This is a genomic window from Streptomyces luomodiensis (assembly GCF_031679605.1).
GTDB classification, from domain to species: Bacteria; Actinomycetota; Actinomycetes; order Streptomycetales; family Streptomycetaceae; genus Streptomyces; species Streptomyces luomodiensis.
Map to the genome: position 1 here is coordinate 5,337,508 of NZ_CP117522.1, position 24,381 is coordinate 5,361,888.

The 24,381-nt window shown below is 66.5% G+C and carries 21 protein-coding genes and 1 riboswitch; of the genes, 7 read left to right on the top strand and 14 right to left on the bottom strand.

What is annotated here, in order from left to right; translation table 11 throughout:
- Nucleotides 1–69 precede the first annotated feature (69 nt).
- The 3 genes from PS467_RS22495 (at nt 70) to PS467_RS22505 (ending at nt 4,283) form a co-directional block, all read left to right on the top strand.
- A complete protein-coding gene (locus PS467_RS22495) occupies nt 70–1,524 on the top strand; it encodes a PP2C family protein-serine/threonine phosphatase (protein ID WP_311036772.1) in 1,455 nt (484 codons plus the stop codon).
- 249 nt (nt 1,525–1,773) lie between these two features.
- A riboswitch (cyclic di-AMP (ydaO/yuaA leader) is annotated at nt 1,774–1,917 on the top strand.
- An 11-nt stretch (nt 1,918–1,928) separates the two neighbouring features.
- A complete protein-coding gene (locus PS467_RS22500) occupies nt 1,929–3,176 on the top strand; it encodes a M23 family metallopeptidase (RefSeq protein WP_311036773.1) in 1,248 nt (415 codons plus the stop codon).
- A gap of 162 nt (nt 3,177–3,338) precedes the next feature.
- Complete coding sequence (locus tag PS467_RS22505) at nt 3,339–4,283, top strand: aldo/keto reductase (protein WP_268973460.1); 945 nt, start codon at nt 3,339–3,341, stop codon at nt 4,281–4,283.
- Nucleotides 4,284–4,392: 109 nt separating this feature from the next.
- On the opposite strand, the gene PS467_RS22510 is transcribed toward PS467_RS22505, so the two are convergent.
- The 4 genes from PS467_RS22510 to PS467_RS22525 all read right to left on the bottom strand — a co-directional run bounded on the left by PS467_RS22510 (nt 4,393) and on the right by PS467_RS22525 (nt 6,084).
- Nucleotides 4,393–4,692: a hypothetical protein gene (locus tag PS467_RS22510; protein ID WP_268973461.1), complete on the bottom strand. Its 300-nt coding sequence runs from the start codon at nt 4,690–4,692 to the stop codon at nt 4,393–4,395.
- A gap of 93 nt (nt 4,693–4,785) precedes the next feature.
- A complete protein-coding gene (locus tag PS467_RS22515) occupies nt 4,786–4,977 on the bottom strand; it encodes a DUF397 domain-containing protein (protein ID WP_311036774.1) in 192 nt (63 codons plus the stop codon).
- Nucleotides 4,978–5,029: 52 nt separating this feature from the next.
- Nucleotides 5,030–5,239 (bottom strand): DUF397 domain-containing protein, encoded by a 210-nt coding sequence (locus PS467_RS22520; protein WP_311036775.1) that lies wholly within the window; start codon nt 5,237–5,239, stop codon nt 5,030–5,032.
- Nucleotides 5,239–6,084: a helix-turn-helix domain-containing protein gene (locus tag PS467_RS22525; RefSeq protein ID WP_311036776.1), complete on the bottom strand. Its 846-nt coding sequence runs from the start codon at nt 6,082–6,084 to the stop codon at nt 5,239–5,241. Before PS467_RS22525 ends, PS467_RS22520 begins: the two co-directional genes overlap by 1 nt.
- A 220-nt stretch (nt 6,085–6,304) precedes the next feature.
- Between PS467_RS22525 and PS467_RS22530 the strand changes: the two genes are divergently transcribed.
- Nucleotides 6,305–6,940: an ATP-binding protein gene (locus PS467_RS22530; protein ID WP_311036777.1), complete on the top strand. Its 636-nt coding sequence runs from the start codon at nt 6,305–6,307 to the stop codon at nt 6,938–6,940.
- A gap of 246 nt (nt 6,941–7,186) precedes the next feature.
- Here PS467_RS22530 and PS467_RS22535 read toward each other — a convergent pair whose 3' ends face one another.
- Nucleotides 7,187–7,675: a DUF397 domain-containing protein gene (locus tag PS467_RS22535; RefSeq protein ID WP_311036778.1), complete on the bottom strand. Its 489-nt coding sequence runs from the start codon at nt 7,673–7,675 to the stop codon at nt 7,187–7,189.
- Nucleotides 7,676–7,763: 88 nt separating this feature from the next.
- Between PS467_RS22535 and PS467_RS22540 the strand changes: the two genes are divergently transcribed.
- The 3 genes from PS467_RS22540 to PS467_RS22550 are packed head-to-tail and all read left to right on the top strand — an operon-like array spanning nt 7,764 to nt 11,751.
- Entirely contained in the window at nt 7,764–9,851 is a 2,088-nt protein-coding gene (locus PS467_RS22540; protein WP_311036779.1) for a helix-turn-helix domain-containing protein, read from the top strand.
- The gene (locus tag PS467_RS22545; protein WP_311036780.1) at nt 9,848–10,819 is read left to right on the top strand and encodes a hypothetical protein; all 972 of its coding nucleotides are present in this window, start codon (nt 9,848–9,850) and stop codon (nt 10,817–10,819) included. Before PS467_RS22540 ends, PS467_RS22545 begins: the two co-directional genes overlap by 4 nt.
- Nucleotides 10,816–11,751 (top strand): DUF6339 family protein, encoded by a 936-nt coding sequence (locus tag PS467_RS22550; RefSeq protein WP_311036781.1) that lies wholly within the window; start codon nt 10,816–10,818, stop codon nt 11,749–11,751. Before PS467_RS22545 ends, PS467_RS22550 begins: the two co-directional genes overlap by 4 nt.
- Here the strand turns inward: PS467_RS22550 and PS467_RS22555 are convergent.
- The 9 genes from PS467_RS22555 to lhgD form a co-directional block, all read right to left on the bottom strand.
- The gene (locus tag PS467_RS22555; RefSeq protein WP_311036782.1) at nt 11,726–12,919 is read right to left on the bottom strand and encodes a DNA cytosine methyltransferase; all 1,194 of its coding nucleotides are present in this window, start codon (nt 12,917–12,919) and stop codon (nt 11,726–11,728) included. The genes PS467_RS22550 and PS467_RS22555 overlap by 26 nt on opposite strands.
- A gap of 89 nt (nt 12,920–13,008) precedes the next feature.
- Nucleotides 13,009–13,989, bottom strand: coding sequence for a DNA cytosine methyltransferase (locus tag PS467_RS22560; protein WP_311036783.1), 981 nt, complete (start codon nt 13,987–13,989; stop codon nt 13,009–13,011).
- Between the two features lie 88 nt (nt 13,990–14,077).
- Nucleotides 14,078–17,077: a Z1 domain-containing protein gene (locus PS467_RS22565; protein ID WP_311036784.1), complete on the bottom strand. Its 3,000-nt coding sequence runs from the start codon at nt 17,075–17,077 to the stop codon at nt 14,078–14,080.
- 25 nt (nt 17,078–17,102) lie between these two features.
- Nucleotides 17,103–18,098: a PD-(D/E)XK motif protein gene (locus tag PS467_RS22570; RefSeq protein WP_311036785.1), complete on the bottom strand. Its 996-nt coding sequence runs from the start codon at nt 18,096–18,098 to the stop codon at nt 17,103–17,105.
- Nucleotides 18,088–19,623, bottom strand: a complete 1,536-nt coding sequence (locus PS467_RS22575) for an ATP-binding protein (RefSeq protein ID WP_311036786.1) — start codon at nt 19,621–19,623, stop codon at nt 18,088–18,090. Before PS467_RS22575 ends, PS467_RS22570 begins: the two co-directional genes overlap by 11 nt.
- A gap of 136 nt (nt 19,624–19,759) precedes the next feature.
- Nucleotides 19,760–20,149 (bottom strand): very short patch repair endonuclease, encoded by a 390-nt coding sequence (locus tag PS467_RS22580; RefSeq protein WP_311036787.1) that lies wholly within the window; start codon nt 20,147–20,149, stop codon nt 19,760–19,762.
- A gap of 145 nt (nt 20,150–20,294) precedes the next feature.
- The gene (locus PS467_RS22585) at nt 20,295–21,941 is read right to left on the bottom strand and encodes a PrsW family intramembrane metalloprotease (protein WP_432280620.1); all 1,647 of its coding nucleotides are present in this window, start codon (nt 21,939–21,941) and stop codon (nt 20,295–20,297) included.
- 64 nt (nt 21,942–22,005) lie between these two features.
- Nucleotides 22,006–22,821, bottom strand: coding sequence for a tRNA (guanosine(46)-N7)-methyltransferase TrmB (gene trmB, locus PS467_RS22590; RefSeq protein ID WP_311036788.1), 816 nt, complete (start codon nt 22,819–22,821; stop codon nt 22,006–22,008).
- A gap of 100 nt (nt 22,822–22,921) precedes the next feature.
- Nucleotides 22,922–24,136 (bottom strand): L-2-hydroxyglutarate dehydrogenase, encoded by a 1,215-nt coding sequence (gene lhgD / locus PS467_RS22595; protein ID WP_311036789.1) that lies wholly within the window; start codon nt 24,134–24,136, stop codon nt 22,922–22,924.
- Between the last annotated feature and the right edge of the window lie 245 nt (nt 24,137–24,381).

The window sequence follows — 24,381 nt, forward strand, 5'->3', positions numbered from 1 at the left end:
ACTCGCATCGCGGCCCGGCACCCGCAAGCCTGATACCGGGGCACGGACCAGGGAAAGCGAGAGAAGCCGGTGCGGGTGCGAGGGAGCAGGGCTCGTACGGGCGCCCGTGCGGAGTGGCGTACGGCCTGGTCACGGCTGAGCGGCCCGCGCGTCCGCAGGCCCCGTAACCGCCTCCGTACGCCTCTCGGCCCCAGCGCCTCGACCGGTGCCTCCGCCCACGCGTCCCCCTCGTCCCCCTCGTCCCCCTCGTCCGCCCCGTTCACCCCGGAGGCCGGCGCGGCTCCCGGTGCGAGGTCCGGCGCGGCCGAGGAGGCGGACGAGGGGCCGCCGGGCCGTCGGCTGGCCCGCTGGGTCCCCGCCGTCCTCGTCCTCGGCGGCATCGCCTACGACCTGGCCGCCCCGCCCGGCTACACCGCCTCGCCCTTCTTCGCCGCCGCCCCCTTGGTCGCCGCGGCGCTCTTACCGTTGCGCCAGACCGTCGTCACGGCCGTCGCCGCCGTCCTCACGACCTGTCTGCTGGCGGAGCTGCACGGGGTGGCGGACCCGACCCAGGCGGCCACCGAGATCGTCACGGTTGCGACCGTGACCGTGCTCGCGCTGGTGATCAACCGCATCGTGCGGCTCGGCTACCACCGGCTCGCCTCGGCGCGCGGTGTCGCGGAGGCGGCTCAGCGCGCCGTCCTGCCCGCGCCGCCGGACCGTCTCGCCGGGCTGGAGATCGCGGCGCGGTACGTACCGGCGGAGAAGTACGCGGCGATCGGCGGTGATCTGTACGCGGTCCAGGACACCCCACACGGCGTACGGCTGATCATCGGGGACGTACGTGGCAAGGGGCTGCAAGCCGTGGAGGTCGTGGCGATCCTCCTCGGCTGCTTCCGGGAGGCGGCGGAGCAGGAGTCGACCCTGGAGGCGCTCGTGGGCCGGCTGGAGCGGGCGCTGCAACGCGAGGGCGCCCGGCGGGCCGACCTCGAGGTGGTCGAGGGGTTCACCACGGCCGTGGTGGCCGAGATTCCGCGCGGCGACTCCACCCTGCGGCTGATCAACCGGGGCCATCCGGCGCCGCTGCTGCTGGACGAGGACGGCGCGCTGCGCGCCCTGGAACCGGAGGCACGGGCGCTGCCGCTGGGCATGGGGGAGATGGACGGCTGGCCGGACCGGGTCAAGGAGCTGGGGTTCGCGGAGGGGGAGACGCTGCTGTTTTTCACGGACGGGGTGACGGAGGCCCGGGACCGGAACGGCGAGTTCTACGACCCGGAGGAGCGGCTGCGCGGCCAACGCTTCGATGAGCCGCAGGAGCTGGTGGGCGCGTTGGTGGCCGATGTGGAGCGCCATACGGGTGGCGGGACGCCGGACGACATGGCGCTGCTGGCGGTCCGCCGGACCTCGGCCCGCGGCAACGGACGGGCGAACGGCAACGGACGGGGGGACGGCAACGGACGAGGGAACGGCAACGGACGGGCGAACGGGAACGCGGGCGGTCGCGACGCCCGTACGAGCGCCGGCGGCCCCGCACACGGTGCGTAACCAACCGAGCTCCCTCCGCATAACAATTGACACACGATCAGCCGGACCGCGTTTTTGCCAACCCTTGCCCGAGGTGTTGACTCGCCCCCATCTGTCCCTCCATGGGCGCTAAGTTCATGCCAAAGGTGCGCGGATTCCTCGGAACGGCTTGGAATCACATCCCGCTCTCTATTAACGTTCGATAACGCAGCGCGGTCGTCACAACCGTCGCAAGGGCGGCACCGTGCGCCGTCGCCGAATCCCGTACGCACAGCGGCAGCACCGCACCACCAGCAACACCAAGGGAACCGGGGAACCAACAACCTTGGGGTGAATCGGGTCGAACCTGACCCGTAGGAGACCTTCCTGCTCCGAACCCGTCAGCTAACCCGGTAGGCGAGAGGGAAGGAAAGGAGTGCGCCTCCGTGGCGTCCAACAGGTCTGTCCTGGACGAGGCTCCGTATCGCACAGGGGGAGGCGGTTCGGGGACCGCCACCGCCTACGGCCCCGGCTTCGACGCCGGCGGCGGGACGAGCTCCGGGGGTGGGACGAGCTCCGGGGGTGGGACGAGCTCCGGGGGTGGCCGCTTCGCCCCCGACGACCGGTACTTCGCCCCCGGCGATCGGCAGGCGGACGGGGACGCGCCCGAGACCCCGGGCGCCGGCTTCGAAACCGAGTCCTGGGAGGAGTGGAACCCCACCGAGGACTCCATCGCTCCCGTACGTGGCCGGCACCGCGTGGTGAAGCAGCGGGGCGGGACCATGGCGCGCAGCGGCGCCGTCCTCGGGGTCGGCATGATCGCGGCGGTCGGCGCGGGCGGTATGGCCAGCGCCAAGGACCGTCCGGCCGCGCCCATATCCCTGCCCGACCTCGGCCATGTCGCCGACGAGGTCAAGGCCAGTCTGCCCGCCGCCAAGGACCTGCCCGGCATCGGCTCCTTCATGTCGGACGACAGCGACAGCGACGGCGCCCAGACGACCGCCGCCCCGCTCTCCCAGGCCGGTCTGACCAGCGCGGACGAGCAGCGCGGCACCACCGACGCGGGCGAGGCGCTCCGCGCCCGCATCCTCCAGCAGGCCGAGAACCAGCAGAACGCGGCGGACGAGGACAACCGCACCGCCGCGGCGAAGGCCGCCGCCAAGGACGCCGCCGACAAGGCCGCGGAGGTGGCCGCCCAGGCCAAGGCCAAGGCCGAGGCGGAGAAGAAGGCCGCCGAGCAGCGGGCGAAGGAGGCGGCCGAGAAGAAGGCCGAGGCCGCGCGCCAGGCCAGGCTCGCCGCCGCGTACACCCTCCCCGTCGGCTCGTACACCCTGACCGCGAGCTTCGGCCAGGCGGGCGACATGTGGTCGGCCGACCACACCGGCCAGGACTTCGCCGCCCCGACCGGCACTCCGGTCAAGGCGGTGCACGGCGGCACCATCACCCAGGCGGGCTGGGCCGGCTCGTACGGCTACCGCATCGTGCTGACCCTCGACGACGGCACCGAGCTCTGGTACTGCCACCTGTCCTCGATGGTCGTCACCTCCGGCAAGGTGACGACGGGCGAGACCATCGGCCGCGTCGGCGCCACCGGCAATGTGACCGGCCCGCACCTCCACCTCGAGGTCCGGCCCGGCGGCGGCTCGCCGATCGACCCGATGCCCTGGCTGCGCCAGCACGGACAGAACCCCTGACACCTCTGACACCCCTGACACCACGGTTACCCCTGATACCCCGGCGGCCCTGGCGCTCTCTCCCCCCTTGACGCCAGGGCCGCCGGTTGTTCGTGCCCGGCACGGCGCAATCCGCGCGGGTGTGGTGGAACAACCTCTTCCAGTCAGTCGTTGAGGGAATACATGGCTGACAACAAGCAGAAGATCGGTGACCTGTCCGTCTTCCCGCTCTCCTTCGGTGGGAATGTCTTCGGCTGGACCGCGAACGAGGCCGAGTCCTTCGAGGTGCTCGACGCCTATGTGGCGGCGGGCGGCAATTTCATCGACACCGCCGACGTTTACTCCGCCTGGGTGCCGGGCAACGAGGGCGGCGAGTCCGAGATCATCCTCGGCAAGTGGTTCGCCTCCCGCGGCAACCGCTCCGACATCGTCCTGGCCACCAAGGTGGGCGCCGGGGTCCCGGAGCCGCGCGGCCTGACCTCGTCCGCCATCAAGTCGGGCATCGAGGAATCCCTCCAGCGGCTGGGCACCGACTACATCGACCTCTACTACACCCACTACGACGATCCGTCGGTGCCGGTTGAGGAGATCATCACCACCCTGGACGAGCTGGTCCGGGAGGGCAAGGTCCGCGAGATCGGCGCCTCCAATGTGAGCGCCGAGCGCCTGGAGGCCCAGCTCACCTTCTCCACCCAGGAGAACCTGGCCCGCTACGTCGCCCTCCAGCCCCACTACAACCTGGTCTCGCGCGACACCTTCGAGGGCGAGCTGGCCGACGTCGCCGCCCGCCACGGCCTGGCGACCCTCCCGTACTACTCCCTGGCGTCCGGCTTCCTCACCGGCAAGTACCGTCCGGGCACCGCGGTCGACAGCCCCCGCTCCACGGGCGCGGCCAAGTACCTGGAGACCGAGCGCGGCCAGAAGGTCCTCGCCGCCCTGGACGACGTCGCCGCCAACCACGGCGCCGAGCCCGCCACGGTCGCCCTGGCCTGGCTCCTCGCCCAGCCCACGGTCGTGGCCCCCATCGCCAGCGCCCGCACCGTCGACCAGCTCCCGGCCCTCCTGGCCTCGGTCGACCTCAAGCTGACCCAGCCGGAACTGGACCTGCTGACCTCGGCCTCGGACTGAGGCCGCAGGCCGTCCGGCGGCACGGATACGCGATACGAGATACGAGGGGGCGGGCGGGCCGCAAGGCCCCGCCCGCCCCTCGTCATGCGTACGCCTACGAACCGAACGCCTACCGCCGATCGGCAAGAGCCCACGAAGCAAGGGCGACGCCACCGGCGACGGCGAACACGGACGGCCAGGCCCCGATCTTCTTCGCCAGCGGATGCGACCCGGCGAAGGCGGCCACATACGCCGCACTCAGCGCGGCCGCCGTCCCGTTCCCCGCCTTCTCCCGCCACCCCCGAGCGGCCACCGCCCCGGCGGCGGCCAGGGCAACCCCACCCAAGGGCCGCTTCTTGGTCCACCGGGCAACCCCATACCCACCGACCAACCCACTAGCGGCCACGACACCCGCCGGCACTCCAGCCATCCCGATACCTCCCACTCCAAGGATCTCCTCGCCCCGACCCTACGCAGCGGGCACCCCGAACGGACCCTCGACCCGGTCCAAGCCCAGCCGGTCTCAGCCCAACCGACCACTCCGCACCGCCGCGACAAAGTCCCGCCAGGCGCCACCCGAGAACCCGACCACGGGCCCACCCGGATCCTTGGAGTCCCGCACCGCGGTCCCCTCACCGGCCAGACCGGCCACCTCGACGCAGTTGCCTCCGGCTCCGTTGCTGTAGCTGCTCTTGTGCCAAATGAGAGGTGTCATCGGCGCACTTCTCCATCTCTGTCCTGAGCGGTCAGGGACGCGAGACGGGATCTCAGCCGAGCTGTCCGTGACGCACAGCGGCCACGAAGTCCGACCACGCGCGGTGCGAGAACCCGAGCACGGGACCGCTCTGATCCTTAGAGTCCCGCACGGCGGTCGAGTCCGGCCGGAAGGCCGCCTCGACGCATTCGGTGTTGCCGGCACCGCTGTAGGAGGACTTGAACCAGCCGCCGTCTCTCTCGGATATGCCGGGCTCGCGCATCACATCTCCTCACGGACGCGTTCGATGAGGGCGGAGGACGAGGCCATGTCCAGCGCCTGAGCGCGAAGGTAGTCGAACGCGACCCGGTAGCGCTCCAGTTCCTCGTCCTTCTCCATGAAGAGCGAGCCGACGTGGATGTCGACGTACACGACGTCCAGTGAGGGCTCGGCACCCCCGAGGATCACGAAGCTCCCCATGGCGGCCGAGTGCGCGCCCTTGGCGAACGGCAGGACCTGGAGCGTGATGTCCGGAGACTCGTTGGCCCTCAACAAGTGATCCAGCTGCTCCCGCATCACCTCTCGCGAGCCGACCACGCGCCGGATCACCGACTCGTCGAGGATGGCCCACAGGTGCGGTGGCTTCGGTCGGCTCAGAATCTCCTGCCGCTTCATCCGAAGATCGACCAACCGCTCGATCTCCTCCGCGGACAGCCGCATCTCCGACGCGTGCTGCACCGCCTCCGTATAGCCGCGCGTCTGCAGAAGCCCCGGCACATACAGACACGCGAAGTGGTCCTCCCGAACCGCCTCGTCCTCCAACGTGAACAGCAGGTTCATGCTCTCCGGCAGGGAATCCGCGAAAGAGTTCCACCACCCCTGCCGCTTCGCGTCCTTGGCAAGGCCCACCACGGCCTCGCGCTCCGCCTCACTCGCTCCGTACTCACGGCACAGCGCGTCCACGATGGGCCACTTCACAGGCCCTTCCTGCGTCTCGTACCGGCTGACGGTCGCCTTCGAGACCCCGACGAGCCGCCCGGCCTCCTCCAGCGTCATCCCTTTGCGGGCCCGGAACTTGCGCATCATGACGCCGAGCTGGCGTCGTCGAGTAGTGGCCCGCGCTGGCATGACGACTACCTCTCCCTCCGAGCCGGCCACGAGGGGGCCGACGCAACAAGGCTATGGGCGGCCGAAGTTGGCACACCACCGGATTCACTCTTCCGAGAACGCCATGAGAAGTTACATAGCGAGACTTCTCAGTGCCATACTCGCATCAGCGAGACTACGCAGCGCAGTCGTACGGATACGACTGGGCGCAGCGCTGACGTAGCGCCCAAGGAGTGTGGCCATGCACCGCTACTCAGTCACCGACCCCGAACCACGCCGCTGCATCCTCCCCTTCGCCGCCGAACCGCTCCAACTGGCCGGCCTCCGCCGAGCCGTGAAAGCCGAGCTAGCCGCCTGGGGGATGTCGGCCCTCGCCGACGAAGCACAGTTGATCACCACGGAACTGGCCTCGAACGTGATCAAGCACGTCGGCCAGGGCTCCGCGGCCACCCTCGTCCTCGACGCGGACGCCGATCAGCTACGCGTGGAACTGCACGACAGCAGTGACAAGGAACCCCAGCGCCTCCACCCGGCCTGCGACGAGGAGTCCGGCCGCGGTCTGCAACTCCTCGCCGCCCTGGCAGCCACCTGGGGCACGACTCCCACCGCGGCCGGCAAAGCGGTCTGGTGCGAGCTTCCGCTGACTCCCGACGAAACCCGCCGCCGAATCCAGCGCGCGACGACCGTCATGGAGACCTACGGCCGTGCGGTCGGCAGTCCGGCCGCGCGGCTCAGCCACCGACCGGCCCTGGAAGAGTCGGCGACGGGCCTCGTCCTGGACCTACTGCACTGGCTCACAGCTCACGGCCTCGACCCGGACGACATCCTCGACCGCGCGCAGCTCCACTTCGAAGCCGAGGTGGGAACGTTCGGGTGACCCTGTGGTCGTACGTGCTCCTGCTCCTGGGCTGTACAAGCCGAGTCCGGCCGTGCTGGCACCTCGATCCGCAGCGGCGCGGAACCCGCGTCGACATCATCGATCAGTCGTGGCTCATGAAGCTACAAGGCGGAGCAGATGACGCCCGTTTCAGAGTGATCGCTCCGTAGGCGATGATCAGGGTGCCGGCCGGCTGATCGCGATGCCCAGCCGAGAGATCGAGGTGTGTGGCGTGCGCTTCGAAACCTAGATGCGGCCCGCTTCCCCGTATCGAACGGCCCGGACGAAGTCCCCCCAGGCGCCTGCTGAGAAAGCGAGTACGGCCCGATCCGGCTCCTGCGAGTCCCGTACGGCGATGCCGCCCGGTCGGAAGGCCGCTTCGACACATTCCGTCTGGCCCGCATCGCTGTACGAAGACTTGAACCATGCGTCATCGGCGACCGAGGCGGGGGACTCGCGCGCCAGCGCTGACCCGGAGTCGTGGGGGCACGACTGTCCGGGCCCTGCCGTTACCTCATTGATCGAGATCCTGACGGTGCGGGCAGTGGGGTTCACGACGATGGCGGTTCCGCCCTCGGCATGATGGAGCGTCACGGAGGCCGGGTGGTCCTTCTCCACCTCGAAGGTGTACTCGACGCGTGCCGGTTCGGACATGAGCTGGACCCTTCTGGTCAAGCGAAACCGCTTGGTGGCACAGGAGTTGTTGCCTGGTGCCCGACTACGGTAGCAGCCCATTCGAACACTCCGTCAACCTAGATTTGACCGGCTCGGACATGTCAAATAACCTCGGTGGCCCAGTGAGGGACGGGAACGGGGAGGTTCGGTGAGTGAACTCGACTCCTTCGGCGCTTGGCTGGAACGTCAGCTACGGCGGAGCAGAGTCAGCCAGGCGGAGTTGGCTGCAGCCTTGAACATGACGCGAGCGGGGGTGTCGGCTTGGGTCAACAACCGGGCCATGCCGCGAGCCGAGAAACTTCGGTCGATCGAGGAGTTCTTCGGCCTCCTGCCCGGGGCGGCCACATCTCTTCAGGACACCGAAAAACGGGCCGTTGCGCGCATCTGGTACCACCGGCGTGCGCATGCGGACGGTGGGAGGGAGTTCGGCAACGCTGCCGCTTTCGCCTTCGACGCAGACTTCGTCACACTCGCCCGAGAGGCCACCCAGAACAGTCTCGATGAGCGACTGGATCCCACACGTCCAGTTCGGGTGCGGTACACACTGCACGAGTTGAGTGGCGACCAGTTGCGTTCGTTCAAGGACCACCTGCAGTGGGATGACCTGGAGCCGCACCTTCGTGCCGCGGCTCGACACCGTCAGAAGGTGGGGCGAGTGCTCGCTGAGGGACTTCGCGAACTCGACGAGACCGACAGCCTGTTGCTACTACGGATCGACGACTACAACGCCGCTGGACTGACGGGGCCGGAGTACGACGACGGCAGGTTCTCCGCAGTCGTGCGGCGTCAGTTGGACAGTCACAAGACAACAGGTCGCGCTGGTGGGTCGTTCGGGTTGGGCAAGGCGACCCTGTGGGCAAACAGCCGCCTGGGTCTCGTCCTGATCAACAGCACTCTCTCCGAGCCACACGAAGGCCATCACGAGCGACGTATGATCGGGCGTCTGGATCTGCCATGGCGACGGGTGGACGGCGAGCCATTCGCCGGACCGGCATGGCTCGGAGAGCCGGACGAGACACCAGGGTTCAGAAGAGTCGCTCGGTCGTGGTGGGCGGACGAAGCGACGACCCGTGCTTTGCACGTGGAGCGTGAGAACCAGGAGCCGGGCACGTCCTTTTTGATCGTTGGCGCTCATGACGTTGGTAGCGAGAGAGAGCCAGGGCGTCCAGATCTTGCCGCGATGTACACCAAGTTGGCCGAGGCGCTGGCCGACAACTTCTGGGCCGCGATGACGGCTGGGGAGAGCACGCCTCCGTTGCTGCAAGCCTCGGTCGCGGCATTGCGTAACGGTGAGGTCCTGATCCCCGAGCAGCGTGTGGACCCCAGCGAGTACTTTCCGGCTCACGTGCGGGCGTTGAAGGCGTACCTGGACGGCGACACCGTTGACAGGCTCACTGAGGTGGACCAAGTGGCACTCGTCCGGGTCCCCCTATCGGTCCCGCCGTTGCGTGGCACCGGAGACAAGGCGGTCGAGCATCGAGCCGTGTTGCTGGTCACCCCGGCAGACGACGCGGACGAGGACCACAGCAAGATCGCCTACATGCGTGGAAGCCGGATGACGGTCATGAAACGTCGACCGCGCGAGGTCCCTTTGGGAACTGATCCCTTCCAGGCCATCCTTCTGGCCGGTTACGCCACCGGCGAAGACGGCCCGGAGGTCGCGTCGGCGGAGGCGTTCCTACGGGCATCTGAGCCGCCTGAGCACGACAAGTGGGATAGAACCGAGGAACTCGCGGTTGTGTACGCCCGGGGCGCGCTGACCCGTCCCAGGAAGTTCCGAGCCGATGTGGACGCCGCGTTGCGCGGAGTCGTCGGGCGCCGCGAAGTACAAGCCAAGGGGGGGCCGTCCGCCCTACGGGAGCTTCTCCAGTTGGACACCGCGGCCGGGGCACGCCGCGCTGAGGGATACCCGACCGTTCGCCATCTGGAGGGAACGATCGACGACGCCGGGGCCTGGAGGGTGCGTATAGAACTGCGTATTCCGCAACGGAATGACCCCTGGTTGCTGACTCCCGTCGCCTGGTTCGACGGGCAGGAAGGCGGGAAAGCCACGATCGCCTGGGCGGAACTCACTGCGGTGGAGAACTGCGAGATCGATGGAGAGTATTTGCGGGTTCCCCCTGGTGTACGCAGTGCGTCGTTTGCCGGTGTGACGGAACTAAGCAGCCACTGGGTCCCGGCCGGCTGGGCGCGTCTCGCCGTGGACATTCGGCGAGCGAAAGGGGCGCGGATATGAAGACCCTGATGCCCTACCCCACGGTTGTTGGCGATATAGATGTGACAGTCACGAAGGTTACGCTCGACGGGCGGGAACTTTCCTACTCGATGATCTCCCGAAACGAGCATGTCGTTGCCTTGCACGAGGTCGAGCGTGAGGAGTGGGAAGAGGCAAGGATCGAGCTGCGCGTCTCACTGCCGGAGCGGGAGATCGAGACGGGCCCATGGGCCGATGTCGGCTGTGTCGCGGTCATTACCGAAGCAGTGACCAACGCCCGACTGGCCCGCCCGCTGCGGAGGAGGGCGGACGGGACATGGGTTGGGAGCGTTCCGGTGTTGCGCACGCTGCATCGTGCTCATGCATCCCTCACGGTGAGTGTCGTTGCCACCGTCGGAGGAGTGGCCGGCCGAGTGATCGGTGTCGCTGACCCAGTTTGGGTGATCGACCTGACTGCTCGTACTCCTGAGCGCAAGAAACAACTGAACATCGTCGAGATCGACTTCGGCGACGACACCGAGGAGTGGTTGGCCAGGTTCAAGGAGACTCCCTGGCTGGTGGAAACGAGCGGCGAGATGCCGACCGTCTACCTCAACACCGGGTTTGAAGGTCTCGCAGCGCTGCTCAACGGTGCGGTGAGTGAGTTGGAGAGAGGCGCGCGAGGATTGGTGGTCTCCCAAATTGCGGACGAGGCGTGGACGGCCATGTTCCATGCAGCCGTGAGCGATCTGGAGATCGATGACGACGGAACCCCACAAATGCCGTCCGGGTGGCGTGAATCGGTATTGCGCCAGATGCTGCCGGATGTCATGCCCGGAGTCTCATTGGCCGATGCCCTGCTGGAGGTACATGAGCGCCGTACCGACGGTCAGGGCTGGTCCGAACTACAGACCAGCATTCATCACGCAGCGGCCAAGCGCGCCCGCATCCCGAAGCACGTCAGAACTGCCGTTCGCGCGCTCGATCGAGCGGAGGATTCAGACCGATGATCCGGACTTCGCCTGCTCTTCCAGAGGTTCTTGCCCTGCTGCCCACCCCCGCAGCAACGCAGTACCTGACGTGGAGCGTGCTCGCCGGCCAAGAGGATCCGCCCAGGGTCGCCCTCCAGCGTGTCAGTAAGCCTATTGGTACAACTGCAGCGCGTTGGCAAACCGTTCCGGTGAGAGAACTGGTCGAAGAGGCCATGCGGAGGTTCGCACACACACGTACTCAAGCGGACGCCTGGCTGGCACCACGGCTGCACGCCACCCTACGTATGACGCGAGCCGAAGCAGCCGACCCGGAGCTATGGAACTTTGTGTCCTTGGTGGTGGCACCGGATTACGTGGTCTGGCGCCACAGAGGGGCGGTTACGTCGGCTACGCCCAAGCCGACCGCCCCAACGGATCGGTTCGTGGGGACTCACCATAAACAAGCCTTCGCGAGACTGTGGTGGGCCGCAGAAATGTTCCGGGATGGTGAGGACTACAGGAGCGCGGAATTCGCTTGTGGGAACCAGGACGTGCTCAATACGGCCCTCAAGCTGAATGCGATCGATCACCGTCCAACGGCGCTGGCGCTTCTTCGAATCCTTCGAAACCTGGCGGAACGTAAAGCGCCTCGCCTCGGTGATCATGTCAATGCATTGGCGAGCGAAATAAATCTCGTCCGGAGCACCTTGATGTGCGATTTCATCGCGCCCGTGGAACCCCCTGATGCCGACGCTGTTCTTGATTGGATCGCGGAGGGGGAGGCGGCTCCGCCTGTACCACTGGAATCGCTCCCGGAAGGACCGAGGGATGGACGAGTACCCGAAACCTCGGTGGATGTGTTGGTGAATATCTTTGAGAAGATCCACGAAGAGTCCACGCATCTTCGCCGCCGGGGAGCGACCATTGGTGGTTCAGGTACCCGAGTCAGCCTTGCAAAGCCCGGTGTATAACTCCTGCTAGCGCCCGCGAAAGGCCGACTGGCACCGCATTCCCGATCTGACGCCCGATCTGGATTTTGCTGCCGCACCATTTGAATGATTCGGGGAAGCCCTGGATGAGCGCGGCCTCATAGTGGGTGATGGGACGCCATGCGAAGGGGTGCAGGTAGCGGCCCTTTTCTGGCTTGTAGAATTCCGTTCGGATAGTTACCGATGGTCGATCCCAGTACATGCGCCCCATGACGTCGTGAGAGCCGCTTCGGTGAGCCAGCCAGTTTGGAGTCGAAAGTTCGGGCGGAAGGTCGTGCCTGTTTCCGCCTCTGGGAATTGCCTTATAGCGAGCCAAGGAGACATCTGTAGGCGTCCGCCCGAAATGCAAATCCGTGGTCCTGAAAATTCCGGGCAGGCTGAAGTCCTTCAACCTGAGTGGATTGCAGCTTCCTTGTGGGAGTTCAGTGGTAGTGGGGGTTACCAGGGAGCGAGAGAAGACTGCGGGGCCGACTGCCACCCAAGGCTTCTTGGATTCGATTCCAGGCAACATTGTGCCCGTGGTTTCGGGTGTCTTGGCATGGCTGGGCTCGGGGTAGCGGAGTCCGTTGAGGTATTTGAGATCTCGGCGGATCCCTATCACGATGGTGCGGCGTCGTGACTGCGGTACACCGTAGTCAGCCGCGTTCAGGAGGGAGTACTCAACAAGCTTGTAGTCGCGCAAATCGCCGTTGGGCTTCTCCGTCGCGGCGTAAAGCGCCTCGAACTCGGCCGACCGCAAGAATCGGTCGACGTTTTCAATGACGAAAATCTTGGGCTCGACTTCGTTGACGACCCGCATGTACTCGCGCCACAACTTGTTGCGAGGGTCGTTGACGTCCCCCAGGCCGAGCCCGGAGAAGCCCTGGCACGGAGGGCCACCAAGAATGACGTCTGCCTTGATGCCGTGATCGCGAGGTCGCCAGTCCTCGATGTCGCCCGCATGGATGTGATGCAAGCCGCCGGCTTCGTCGGCGAAGTTGGCGGCGTAGGTCGAGGCCGCAGCCAAGTCGTGCTCGACGGCCGCAACCGATCGGAAGACCGGAGCTGTCCCGTCGGGGGCGCGGAAGGACCGGAAACCTTCCGTGAAGCCCCCGCATCCCGAAAAGAGATCAACAACTGTGATCGGCTCCGGGGCTTCCTGGTTGTTCATGACGGTGAGTTTAGCCGGCCGCCGTGAGTGATCAAGAACGGATCTGGTGCTCCCCCATGGAGGCAGCTCGGAAAGCCGGCAAATCGCACTCAACTGCTCCCCGCCTGCGTCTTCACCCCGAGTACCTGAGCGATGCGCCGTCCTACGGCCTCGGCAACCGGGGGCGGTGAGGCGTGGCCCACCTGCCGGTACACGGAGGTCTTTCGGCCGAAGAACCGCCACTCGTCGGGGAAGGACTGAAGCATGGCGACCTGACGCACGTTGAGCTTGGGCATGGCATCGACGGGGAAGTCAGGTCCTGGTACAGCATCTCCGATGCTGTTGCCGTTGACGCCCAGCCTTGCCCAGGCACGCTTGGAGCCGGTTGGCCCGAGATCGGCTCCGCCTCTGAAGGCGGAACCACCCACGATGGCGGGTGCCGGCTCGTTCGCGCCTCTTGCCCACGCGGAGGCTCCGGGCCAGCCGTCTCGGCCCATGGAAGCTTCCAACACCTCGCCGACGGTGGGGGCCGGTTCGGCCGAGGGCTCAGGCCACTCGAAACGGCTGAACTCCGGGTCACGCATGGCCACGAGAAACCCCTGTCTGCGGTGCTGGGGGACGCCGAAATCCGCCGCATCGAGCACACGCCAGTGGACGTCGTAACCCACGTCGGCGAGATTGGCGACGATCCAGGACCTGATGTCCTCGAACTTGTCAGAGGTGACAAGGTCAGGGACGTTCTCAAGCAGGACGGCGCGTGGCTGCACCGAGTGGGTGAGCCACACTGCTGCCTCCAGGAGCTTGCGCTCATTGTCGCTCTCGCGGCGTTGGACCGTCGCTGCCGACTTGACGCGTGGTAGGCCACCTGCAAGCAGGTCTACGTCATAGACGTAGGGATGTTCTTCCGGGTCGAAGTCAATGACGTCTGTCCGTAGGACTTCCCAACTCGGGCGATTCAACTTCAGCGTCTTGCAGGAGTTCTCGTCGTTCTCGATCAACATGACCGGATCGAACCCTGCTCGTTCCAGCCCCAAGGCCTGGCCGCCTGCTCCCGCGCAGATTTCGAGAGAGGAGAGACGTGGTGGGGTCAATGCAACTTTCTCCTAGTGGTAACGGTGGCGGGCCGGTGACCGGGTGGACCGGGCAGCCCACGACATTTGGTGGCGGGCGTGTCCGGTGTCACGCTGTGTCGATGATTGCCTCGTCCTCTTGGGCAGAGTCGATGGTCGTGAACCGCACAACTTTGTTGTCGGGGCCATGTGCAGCAGCGGGAGCCACGAAGGAGAAGGCCATGACCAAACCTTTGAGGTCGGCCTCGCCTGATGCCCCAGGACAAGGGCGTTGCTCGAGTACGGGATACAGAGTGATCACGCCGCGTCGGGAAGCAACGTGCTGCTCCGTGATTGGGTCGTTGCTGTTTGCGAGGGCGCCTGCAATCCGCATGGCCACTGCTCGGTGCTTTGGGTCGCTGATGGCGCCGAACAGGGGGTAACGCTCGGGCCGCCGCTTCCGGCTGAACCAGGACAACGGACGTTTCCGCGTCCCCAGCGGGACGCGCTGGCCAGAAGATGAATGCTGAGGGGCAATAACCAGCCAGTCATCGACGTCCCGTCGATTCTCTGAGATCGTCTCCAAATAGGCCAGGCTAGGAGTGAATTGCTGCCCGTGCCATTTCAGGGACCGGAAGATACTAAGAGCTTCCTCCGAGCGCAGCAGTCCGGTAAAGGCGTCGAATCCGTGAGTGACCCCTGTGTCTGTATTGTGGAATGAGAAAAGCGTCGGAGTGTCCGACAGCTGATCCAGGACCGGAAGCCACAGATCAGTATTGTGGCGCAGCGCAGCAGTCTGGTTCTCCGCAGGGTAAGCGGTGGGCTCCGACCACTGGCCCGGTGTCCTGACCTCGGCCAGGCGGGCATTGTACATTTTGTTGCGACTCGTCGGCTTCAATTTCGGGAAGTGCTGGGAAACCAGAGGGGGCACCTGAGCCGGCGTCACCTGAGGCTTACCGTTCACCATGACCGAGTACTGCTCCAGTTGCGCCCGGAAGCTCTCCTCGTCACGGCAGATTGCCTCAAAGGCGTCGTAGAGATCGATGTCATGCGGGCGCAGGCCACCAGACGACTCCTTGCGGCCGATCCACAAGCGAACCAGATCTCGGTAGCCCCTCCGAAAACCGAACCAGCGACCCATCTGCATCATCGTGGAGGCATTGCCCGCACGACGACGGTAGTAGGTGACGGTGAGGCCCTCGACGGTGAAGCCGCGGGACAGCTTTTGCCCGCCGATGAGGATCTTCCAGATGGCACGACGATCGAAGTCCGCTTCGCCTTTCTCGACGTCCTTGTCTCCGTTGACCACGATAACCGGTCGGTCGTCGGCTCCAATGCGGGCCCAAGCCGGACCCACGTACGGCGCCAGGTCGTCATAGGAGCTGGGAACTGCGAAACCGTCGGCTCGGACGCGAGAAACGGGAAGGAGATCTGACTCGAAGAGGTCGCGCAGTCGCTCCCGGCCAGAGGGCCCGGTGTAGCCGCCCCCGTCCCACAGACGCAGAAGCCTACCTCTCAGTTCGCTGTGCTCCGCTGTGAGCCTGGACTCGTGCACCAGCATGGTGTGGTGTCGGAAGTAGTTCTCATCCACCCTCGGGTCCACGGCCTCCCGATAGATCTTCATTGCTCCGGTGAGGACGAACATGTCCAAGGCCTTGCGCAGGCTGATGTCGTCCTCTTCCTCGACGGAGCCGCCGATCTCACGGACGTAGGCCTTCTGGTTCGAGTTTGCGACGGTGCGTTGCTGTGGTGGAATCTTCGAGTCGAGGTCGTGAAAATCTTGGACCCCCATGTAGCCGTCCGGTCGACGGAGGGAGATCAGAAAATCCTTCGGGAAGATGTCCCTGGTGTCACTGGGGTCGATGAACACATTAGCGAACGGTGTCGCTGTATAGCCAACGTACTGGGCCCTGGGAAGAAGTCCCAGTAGCTCCGACAGCTTCTGATTGATGGCTGTGCGATCAGGTCCGTCGCTCCTCTTTGGGTTGGCGGTGTTCGGAGACGCCTCGTCGGACTCATCATCGATGATCAAGGCGGGAATTTCACCGAGGAGTCCTTTGATCTTCTCCAGGTCCTTCACCAGCTTGTTGAGCACAGTCTTGTTCTTCTTGACCACCATCAGGCGGGCAGCCGCGTGGTCGAGGTTGCGCGGGTCGTACAGCGGGAGTGCCTTATCCCGTTTCTCGATCTGCAAGGCGCGGATGCCTTGAGCCAAAGACTTGTAGTCATTGGCTCGTGTAGTGAGCCGTTCCACATCGAAGGCACCGAGTTCTGATGGCATCCCACCATGAGTCAGGAACCTGTTGCGCAACCATGCGGTATCGTCCGCGTAGTCGGAATCGATCTCGTTGCCGGTCCCGCGCAGGATGTTTTCCCGCCCTACCAATTCCATGTCGAGGCGACGTTGTGTCTGTGCTCGTAGTAGATTGAGTGTCCCCCCGAGCACGATGACGAGACGGTAGCCGGCGTCGATGGCCTTCGCGATGACGCCCGTGAAGTTGGCAGTCTTCCCGGACTGCACGTAGCCGACGACCAACCCCTTCGACTGGTACGTCTCGGGTGAGGTCGGGTCCGCCAAGCGCTCGACGACCCGTTCCGCTGCGTCACCCAGGTCCGCCGTGGTTTCTGGGCTCCAGCCCTTCTTCTCCTGCAAGTAGCGCTGATACGCCGGCCAATACCAGTCGATGCCACGCTGAGTGCCGATACCGCGCCACGGCTTCCGCTCTTGGCTGATGACGACCGGACCGGCTGTCTTCTGGACGGGAATCTCGGCATCCAGAACCTTGCGGGTCGCGGGCTCGAGGCCGAGCCTGTCATGGATGGCAGTCCGACGCTCGTCCGTACGTGGCTCCGTATCGGAGGCCCAGTCGGTCGTCGTGGGTCCGGTCGCGTAGTCCCAGTCCGTGAGCTGAACGCGCCACAGGCGCTTCAAAGCCTCGGCGCCATCCCCGCCTGCAGTCAAAAGCTCCCTGAATGTGGTTTCGGACACGTCCTGTCCCAAAGTCTGCATCTCGGCGTAGAAGGCCACGGCGCGGCCGAGCGGTCCGGGGCCCACCGCTTGCATGCCGGCCAATGCAGCCTGGTGCACCTTGAGAAGTGCGTCGGCCTTGAGATTTTCCGCTGTGCTCATGTGACGCTTCCTCAAGAATGGTCGATTACGGTAGGGCGAATTCAATCTGGAGCGCGGCGGGAGGCCCGGGACTGGCGGGCAGCCCGGTCACGTCGATGTTGTAATCGACCCGGCTTATTCGGGCGGCCGACCCCGCCGGTAGCAGGCGAAGCAGGGACTGGTCCAAGCGTGGCAGATGCTCGTCGACCATCAGGACAAGAGGAGTACTACGGAGCGACCAACGTTCGTCGTCCACGGGCGGAGCGTTCGCGCCATCGGGCTGGGATATGGCTGCAAGGCGTTGTTCCAGCATGTCGACAGCGCCACCTGTTGTGTGTTCTGCGAGCTGATCCCGGACGGAGGAGACACATTGGGTGAAGGTGCGACCGTGCGCACCGCCCCGCGTGAGCTGCAGCGACACCAGCCAGAGCGGACGGTCGGCACTCGGGGTGAGCTGGGAAAGGCCGTGGATGGTGTGACGGCGTTCCTCCGCGGAAGTGGTTTTTACCTCGATGTCGTAAGACGGCAGACCGAAGTCGTGCTCCTCGCCGTACGACCCTCGCCAAGATTTCGCGGCGGTTTGCCACCCGTGCGAGGCAGCTATGGCTGCCAGCATCACCAGTTCACCCATCAAGCCGATTCGTTTCTCCAGGCTTGTCACACGGGGCCTGTCCAATAGCGCACGCCAAGCATGCACCGTCTCCCTGAAGGCTTGATCAGGAGTGCGCCCACGGTCGACGACACGGTCGGCGACGGCGCAGAGGAGGTCGTGGAACTCCCGCAGCAGTTCGCGTCGGGTGGTTCTGAGGCGAGCCATGCGCATGCCTTCGTAGGCTATTTCCTCGACCAGTATCAGCGGGTGGGGCGAGCGAGGAAGCCTCTGACGCGAGGTGAGTTCCAGATGTAGGGCGATGTCTCGATCGTCCGTCACGACGTAGTCGACACGGGGTAGGGCGCTGCCAGCGAGAGGGATGGTCGTGCCTTGACCAGCATGGAGGAAGTGTTCGATCTGCGACCAATCGGCTTTTGAGTCAGCTGTCATCGTCTGTCACCCGATCCAACTCACTGCGTGCTGCGGCAACTAGTATTGATTGCCATAGCTGTAGGTTGTCCTTCTCGCGGCGGCCGCTGTATTCTTTCTCGAACACTTCGTGCAGCAGTAGATACATCAACGACTTCAGAAGTGGAGCATCATCGACACTGCCGTGACGGCCACCCAGGATGGCCTTGCGATAGTGCTGGTTGAGCACGATGGTCCGCTGCTCACGGTCGATGTGGAAGAACATTTCGTTGTCCAGCTTTTCCCAGTGCACCGTGATCGGCTCTTCGTTGGGAAGCAGCGGCAACTCCTCCTCGATAGCCGCTCGTACTTCAGAGGCGATTCCCTTTCCCGGACCGATAACTGCTTTACGCGTAACGCCTACCCGTCTGCGAGCCTCTCGGTAGACGGAATCTGCGTCAGAGAGAAACTGAGAGAAGGTCATGCCTGACGTGGAAGTCGCTCCATCGAGTGCGGCTGCGAATTCCGGGGATGTGTCGACCCCTGATTTCTTGACTGTGAGTCGGAAGACTTCGCCGAGGTTTGGCGGTAGGTCAATCGCCACGCGAGCAAGAGATAGGTGCTGTTCGGGCTGCCGGTAGTTGTTCCAACCACCGGCCTGGACGAGTCGATCGTTGCGATAGAAGTAAAAACCCTGTCGATCGATGACGGATCCCACGGCTCGATATTCGTCGATGTTGGACTTGGGGGGCCAAATGTGGGCGTCCAGGACGACATTGGAGGCTAGGCTCTTGATCGGAGCATGGAACTGCTTCGGGTAACCAGCTGAACCGGTGACCGGATAGGCGAACGGATTCAGCGGTTCAACACCGAAGTCCAGATAGACCGTGCCGGTCAGTACATCCTCCACGGCTATGGTGATGTTGAAATCCGTGCGGGCCAGGAAGCGATGGAGGTGGAGCCCCAAGTGGAGACCCAATTTGTTGATCGTACGGTGCAGGTAGCGATCGGTCTGGCCGCTGCCGCCATGCTTCGGGAAGTCCTTCACGCCGTCCCAGCGAACAATTGTGCCCTGCCATGTGATGGGCTTGTCGTAGTAGCGATCGACAAGTCTCTGTGCGAAGTCCGGTTCGACGATGTCACATTGGAAGCCCGCCTTGGCGTGCTCCATCAACCAGCGGCGGCCCGTGGCACGGGTGCGTTTCGTGGTGCTTACAACTGTCACGGCGTCAGCGTGGGACAAAGAGGCCGACTTCAGGCCGGTGCCGAACATTCCGAGCGACTTGGCGCCGTACGACTGGCGGCCGCCGATCGTCATGGCGACGTCCAACGTTTCCTCGTCCATGCCACGACCGTCGTCCACGACCAGGAGCGAGACGAGTTGCTCGCCGTCACGAAGAAAGTGGATCACAACGTCTTTCGCGCCTGCATCGATCGAGTTGTCGACGAGGTCGGCAATGGCCACTTCGAAGCTGTATCCCTGACTGCTCAGTGCCTCCATGTACCGGGCGTCCGGGGGCAGGTGCTTGCTGCCAGTGGTGGGGACATCGAACTGCCAGCTTGTCATCTTCCGCCTTTGGGTCCCGGAGCGCGAGGAGGGTGGCCAGACGCCGCCGCATGATTCGTACGAGCAATGGTGACGGTAGAGCAGGTGCGCGACAAGTGGGTTGGAAACTCTGAAACCAGGCTCTTCCGGAACTGGACTATGAGGTGCGCGATCTTTTCGCATCGGCGACAGTGGCAGCCACTCGCTCTGCCACATCGGACGGTGCTTCGTGCTCCCAGAAGCGAAGAACCGTCCAGCCGTCCGTCGCGAGGCGCTCCGTGGTTTCAAGATCGCGTGCCATGTTGCGATTCAGTTTGTGTCGCCACCAGTCGGCATTCGCCTTCGGGTGGGTCGCATGCTGGGGGCAGCCGTGCCAGAAACACCCGTCGAGGAAGACAGCGATCTTGAGGCCGGGGAAGGCGATGTCGATCGTCCGGCGGGGGAGCCCTGGGACAGGGCGGTGCAGACGGTAGCGGTGCCCGCTTGCGTGTAGGAGACGACGCACGGCCAGTTCCGGCGCGGTGCCCTGACTGGCCTGACGGCTCATGCGGGCGGAGACCCTTGGGGAAGACGGTGTGACGGGCACATGGCCATTGTGCCGGCCAGGCCCGATGTGGCTCGGGCGCGTCAGTTGAACGGAGTGCCTGTAGATCACGGGGTTCTGCCGGAGGCCTGTCTGAACAGCGGCTATGTCACGGCTGACCCTGGGGATGCGACGGTTGGTGCGCCGGGGGCCAGGCCGGATAGCCGTACTGGGGGGACTGGGCGTATGTGGTGTACGGCACGTACACGGCCTGGTGGGAGGTGGGCCAGTACGGTGCGGGCATCGTGCCCGGGGGTGGGTGGGGGACGAAGCGGGGGCGGGGGAGGGGGACCGAGAGGGCCGCGTGGGCCAGGGCGGGCTGGGCGGTCTCGCGCCGCTCCCAGAGGCGGTCCAGCAGCTCCTTCTCGCGGGTGGTGAAGTCCGGGCCCGCCGTGCCCCGGTACGCGCGCCGCCGCAGAAGGGCCAGTGAGGTCGCGTAGGCGGTGTACTCGCCGACCGTACGGGCCGCCGCCGCGCCCTGGGTGCGGCGGGCGAGGTCCCGGGCGATACCGCGGGCGCGCATCGAGGACAGCGCGATGGGCTCGGGCGGGGTGAGCCAGCCGGCGGCCTGGTAGGCCGCGAGCTGCTCCCGTATGGCGCGCAGCTCCTTGGTGCGGGACCAGATGGTCAGCCAGGTCAGCAGTCCGAACACCGGGACCATGAAGAGGGCGTAGACGATGAGGAAGCCGTAGCCGCCGAGGCTCGCCGAGCCGTTCCAGACGCCGTGCAGGACCATCGCGCCCAGCAGCATCGCGATCGGTATGAGGACGCGGCGGACGCGCTGGTGCCGTGCCGTCGCGGCGGCTATGCCGAAGCCGACGCCGGTCATCGAGGTGAAGAGGGGGTGCGCGAAGGGGGACATCACGGCGCGGATGAAGAAGGTCGCGGCCGTGGTCGACCGGATGCCGGAGTAGCCGAGCGTCTGGTCGCTGACGAAGGCCGAGCCGAGATAGAGGATGTTCTCGGTGAAGGCGAAGCCGGTGGCGGTGATTCCGGCGACGACGACCCCGTCGACCAGCCCGTTGAAGTCGCGGCGGCGGAAGAGGAAGAGCAGCAGGACGGCGGCCGCCTTGGCGCTCTCCTCCACGAACGGCGCGACGAAGGTGGCGCCCCAGGCGTCGGCGTCGGCCTGGCCGCTGGAGGACGAGGAGTCCACGGTGGTCATGAGCCACTCGGTGGCGAAGCCGTTCGCTATCAGCGCGACCAGCGTCGCGGCGCACGCCCCCCAGGCGAAGGCGAACAGAAGGTTCCGCCGGGGCTTGGGGTCCACGCGGTCCAGCCACCCGAAGACCGCGATGATCAGGGGTACGGGGAGGACGGCGAGGCCGAGCCCCACCAGGAAACCCTTGGTGCCCGTCTGCTCACGCACCAGCGCCAGGATGATCAGGCCGGAGAGCGAGAGCAGGCCGGTGAGCGCGGTGGCCCGGAGCGCCCTGTTGTCCCAGAGGCGGGCGAGGCGGCCGCCCGGCCCCCACAGGCGCTGGCGCGGCGGATGCGGCCAGCCCGCCGGCGCGGCGCCGGCGTCGAACCACGGGTGCGGGCCGCCGCCGTACGGACCTCCGTAGGACGTGCCGTGCGCACCGGACGGAGCGCTGTACGGGGCCTCGTACGGGGCACCGGGCGGAGCGCTGCGGGGAGCCTCGTACGAGGCGCCGCGCGGAGCGTCGGGCGCCTCGCTCGGCGTGCCGGGCGGAGCCTCGCGCGGCGGCGTGGCCGGTGGATCGGGCGGTTCTTGCGGGGACGGGGACTGATGCACTCGACCGACCCTAACGAAAGGGAGAAGAGGGGACTCGGGGTATATGCCCACCCCCTTGGGGCCGTTATGTGTCGTTGCGGCGGAAGATCAGGTCATGGACGAGGTGCCCCTTGTCCAGCCCCTGACTCTCGAACTTGGTCAGCGGCCGGAAGTCCGGACGCGGGGTGTAGCCACCGTCGGGCTGGGAGTTGTCGAAGGCGGGGCTCGCGGAGAGGACCTCCAGCATCTGCTCCGCGTACGGCTCCCAGTCGGTCGCGCAGTGCAGCAGGGCGCCGGGCCTCATCCGGGTGGCGGCCAGCTCGATGAACTCGGGCTGGATGAGGCGGCGCTTGTGGTGCCGCTTCTTGGGCCAGGGGTCGGGGAAGAAGACCCGCAGCCCGGAGAGCGAGGCGGGGGCCAGCATCTCGCGGAGCAGGATGATCGCGTCGCCGTTGGCGACCCGTATGTTGTCCAGGCCGTTCCGCTCCGCGAGCGCGAGCAGATTGCCCTGGCCGGGGGTGTGGACGTCGGCGGCGAGGATGCCCGTGCCGGGGTCGGCGGCGGCCATCTGCGCGGTGGCCTCGCCCATGCCGAAGCCGATCTCCAGGACGACGGGGAGGCCGGGGCGCGGGCCCGCCTCGGTGGCGAACAGCTCACCGAGGTCGATACGGCTCAGCCCGTCGATGTCCAGGCCCCACTGCTGCCACAGGCGGCGCAGCGCCTCGCCCTGGCCCGCGGTCACCCGGCCGCGGCGGGGGCGGAAAGAGCGGATGCGGCGCTCGTGGTGCGAGCCGGCCGGATCGGCCGCGGGGCCGCCGGGGAACAGGGGCTCGCCGCGGTCACGGGGGGCGGGCAGCGTGCGCTCCGCGCGGGGGTCGGGGGCGGTGGGGTTCTCGGACACAGTGCTTCGATTCTACGGGCGCGGGTGGGTGGGGCGGTGGGGTGCGGCGCGTATCCCGGGTGGTGGGGTGCGGCACGTATCCCAGGCCCCGGCCCCCGTCTCACCCCGCCCGCAAGGTCTCCAGCACGCGCCGGGCGATCTCCCGGCCGATCGGCAGGGAGGCCGTGGCGGCGGGCGACGGGGCGTTGAGCACATGGACGATCCGGGGCGACTGCGAGATGAGGAAGTCGTCCACCAGCGTGCCGTCCGGCAGCACCGCCTGTGCGCGCACGCCCGCCGGGGCCGCTATAAGGTCGTCGGCCGTCACATCCGGCAGCAGGCGGCGCACGGCGTCGGTGAAGGCGCGCTTGGACAGGGAGCGCCGCATCTCACCCGCCCCGTACCGCCAGTGGCGGCGGGCGATCCGCCAGGAGCCCGGATACGCCAGCGTGCCGGCCAGCTCCCGGGGGCGCACCGTGTGCCAGGCGTAGCCCTCGCGGGCGAGGGCCGGCACGGCGTTGGGCCCGATGTGGACGCCGCCGTCGATGCCGCGGGTCAGATGGACGCCGAGGAACGGGAACGCCGGGTCGGGCACCGGGTACACCAGGCCGTTCACCAGCGCGGCGCGGGAGGGCACCAGCTCGTAGTACTCCCCGCGGAAGGGCACGATCCGCATGCCCGGGTCGTCGCCCGCCAGCCGGGCGACGCGGTCGCAGTGCAGCCCCGCGCAGTTGACCAGGGCCCGCGCGCGCAGCACGGTCCCGTCCGCCGTACGGACGGCGACCGCGGAGGGGCGCCGGCCGATGGTGCGCACCCGCGCTCCGTAGCGCACCGAGGCGCCCGCGTCCTGGGCCAGCCGGGCCAGCCGGGCGGCCACCGCGCCGAAGTCGCAGACGCCCGTCGTGCCGACATGGATCGCGGCGAGGCCGCGCACCCATGGTTCGTACTCCGCGATCTGGGCGGGGCCCAGCTCGCGGACCGGAATGCCGTTCTCCCTGCCGCGCTGGACGAGGCCGTGGAGCCGGGGCAGCTCGGCGCGCTCCGTGGCGACGATGAGCTTGCCGGTGACCTCGTGCGCGATGCCGTACTCGGCGCAGAACTTCACCATCTCGGCCGCGCCGCGCACCGCGAACCGCGCCTTGAGGGACCCCGGCCGGTAGTAGATACCGCTGTGGATCACTCCGCTGTTCCGCCCGGTCTGGTGGCGGGCCGGACCCGCCTCCTTCTCGAGCACGGTCACGCGGGTGCCGGGCGCGGCGCGCGTGATCGCATACGCCGTCGACATGCCGACGATCCCGCCCCCGACCACCAGCACGTCGCAGTCCAAGGCCGTCACGCCATGTCACCTCCCCACGCGCCACACCGTCCAGTCGCCCGACCGTCGATCCCTATCATGACCTGCGCCACTGACAACGGCCCGAAACCCATGCGATGACCAGGTTCCGGGTCGGTCGCGCCGGTCATACGGTTCGATGCGCGTCGAGCCGCTCATCTCGGGCGGACGGCGTTGAGCCGCCTGTATCGGGTGATTCTTCGCGCATCGCCCACTCGGATCCGATCACCTCGATCCGCCCGCCCCGG

What these genes read in the sequence shown, in the direction of transcription:
- PS467_RS22505 (WP_268973460.1), top strand. Translation starts at nt 3,339, where the DNA reads ATGGCTGACAACAAGCAGAAGATCGGTGACCTGTCCGTCTTCCCGCTC.
- PS467_RS22510 (WP_268973461.1), bottom strand. Translation starts at nt 4,692, where the DNA reads ATGGCTGGAGTGCCGGCGGGTGTCGTGGCCGCTAGTGGGTTGGTCGGT.
- PS467_RS22515 (WP_311036774.1), bottom strand. Translation starts at nt 4,977, where the DNA reads ATGACACCTCTCATTTGGCACAAGAGCAGCTACAGCAACGGAGCCGGA.
- PS467_RS22520 (WP_311036775.1), bottom strand. Translation starts at nt 5,239, where the DNA reads ATGCGCGAGCCCGGCATATCCGAGAGAGACGGCGGCTGGTTCAAGTCC.
- PS467_RS22525 (WP_311036776.1), bottom strand. Translation starts at nt 6,084, where the DNA reads ATGCCAGCGCGGGCCACTACTCGACGACGCCAGCTCGGCGTCATGATG.
- PS467_RS22530 (WP_311036777.1), top strand. Translation starts at nt 6,305, where the DNA reads ATGCACCGCTACTCAGTCACCGACCCCGAACCACGCCGCTGCATCCTC.
- PS467_RS22535 (WP_311036778.1), bottom strand. Translation starts at nt 7,675, where the DNA reads ATGGGCTGCTACCGTAGTCGGGCACCAGGCAACAACTCCTGTGCCACC.
- PS467_RS22545 (WP_311036780.1), top strand. Translation starts at nt 9,848, where the DNA reads ATGAAGACCCTGATGCCCTACCCCACGGTTGTTGGCGATATAGATGTG.
- PS467_RS22550 (WP_311036781.1), top strand. Translation starts at nt 10,816, where the DNA reads ATGATCCGGACTTCGCCTGCTCTTCCAGAGGTTCTTGCCCTGCTGCCC.
- PS467_RS22555 (WP_311036782.1), bottom strand. Translation starts at nt 12,919, where the DNA reads ATGAACAACCAGGAAGCCCCGGAGCCGATCACAGTTGTTGATCTCTTT.
- PS467_RS22565 (WP_311036784.1), bottom strand. Translation starts at nt 17,077, where the DNA reads ATGAGCACAGCGGAAAATCTCAAGGCCGACGCACTTCTCAAGGTGCAC.
- PS467_RS22570 (WP_311036785.1), bottom strand. Translation starts at nt 18,098, where the DNA reads ATGACAGCTGACTCAAAAGCCGATTGGTCGCAGATCGAACACTTCCTC.
- PS467_RS22575 (WP_311036786.1), bottom strand. Translation starts at nt 19,623, where the DNA reads ATGACAAGCTGGCAGTTCGATGTCCCCACCACTGGCAGCAAGCACCTG.
- PS467_RS22580 (WP_311036787.1), bottom strand. Translation starts at nt 20,149, where the DNA reads ATGAGCCGTCAGGCCAGTCAGGGCACCGCGCCGGAACTGGCCGTGCGT.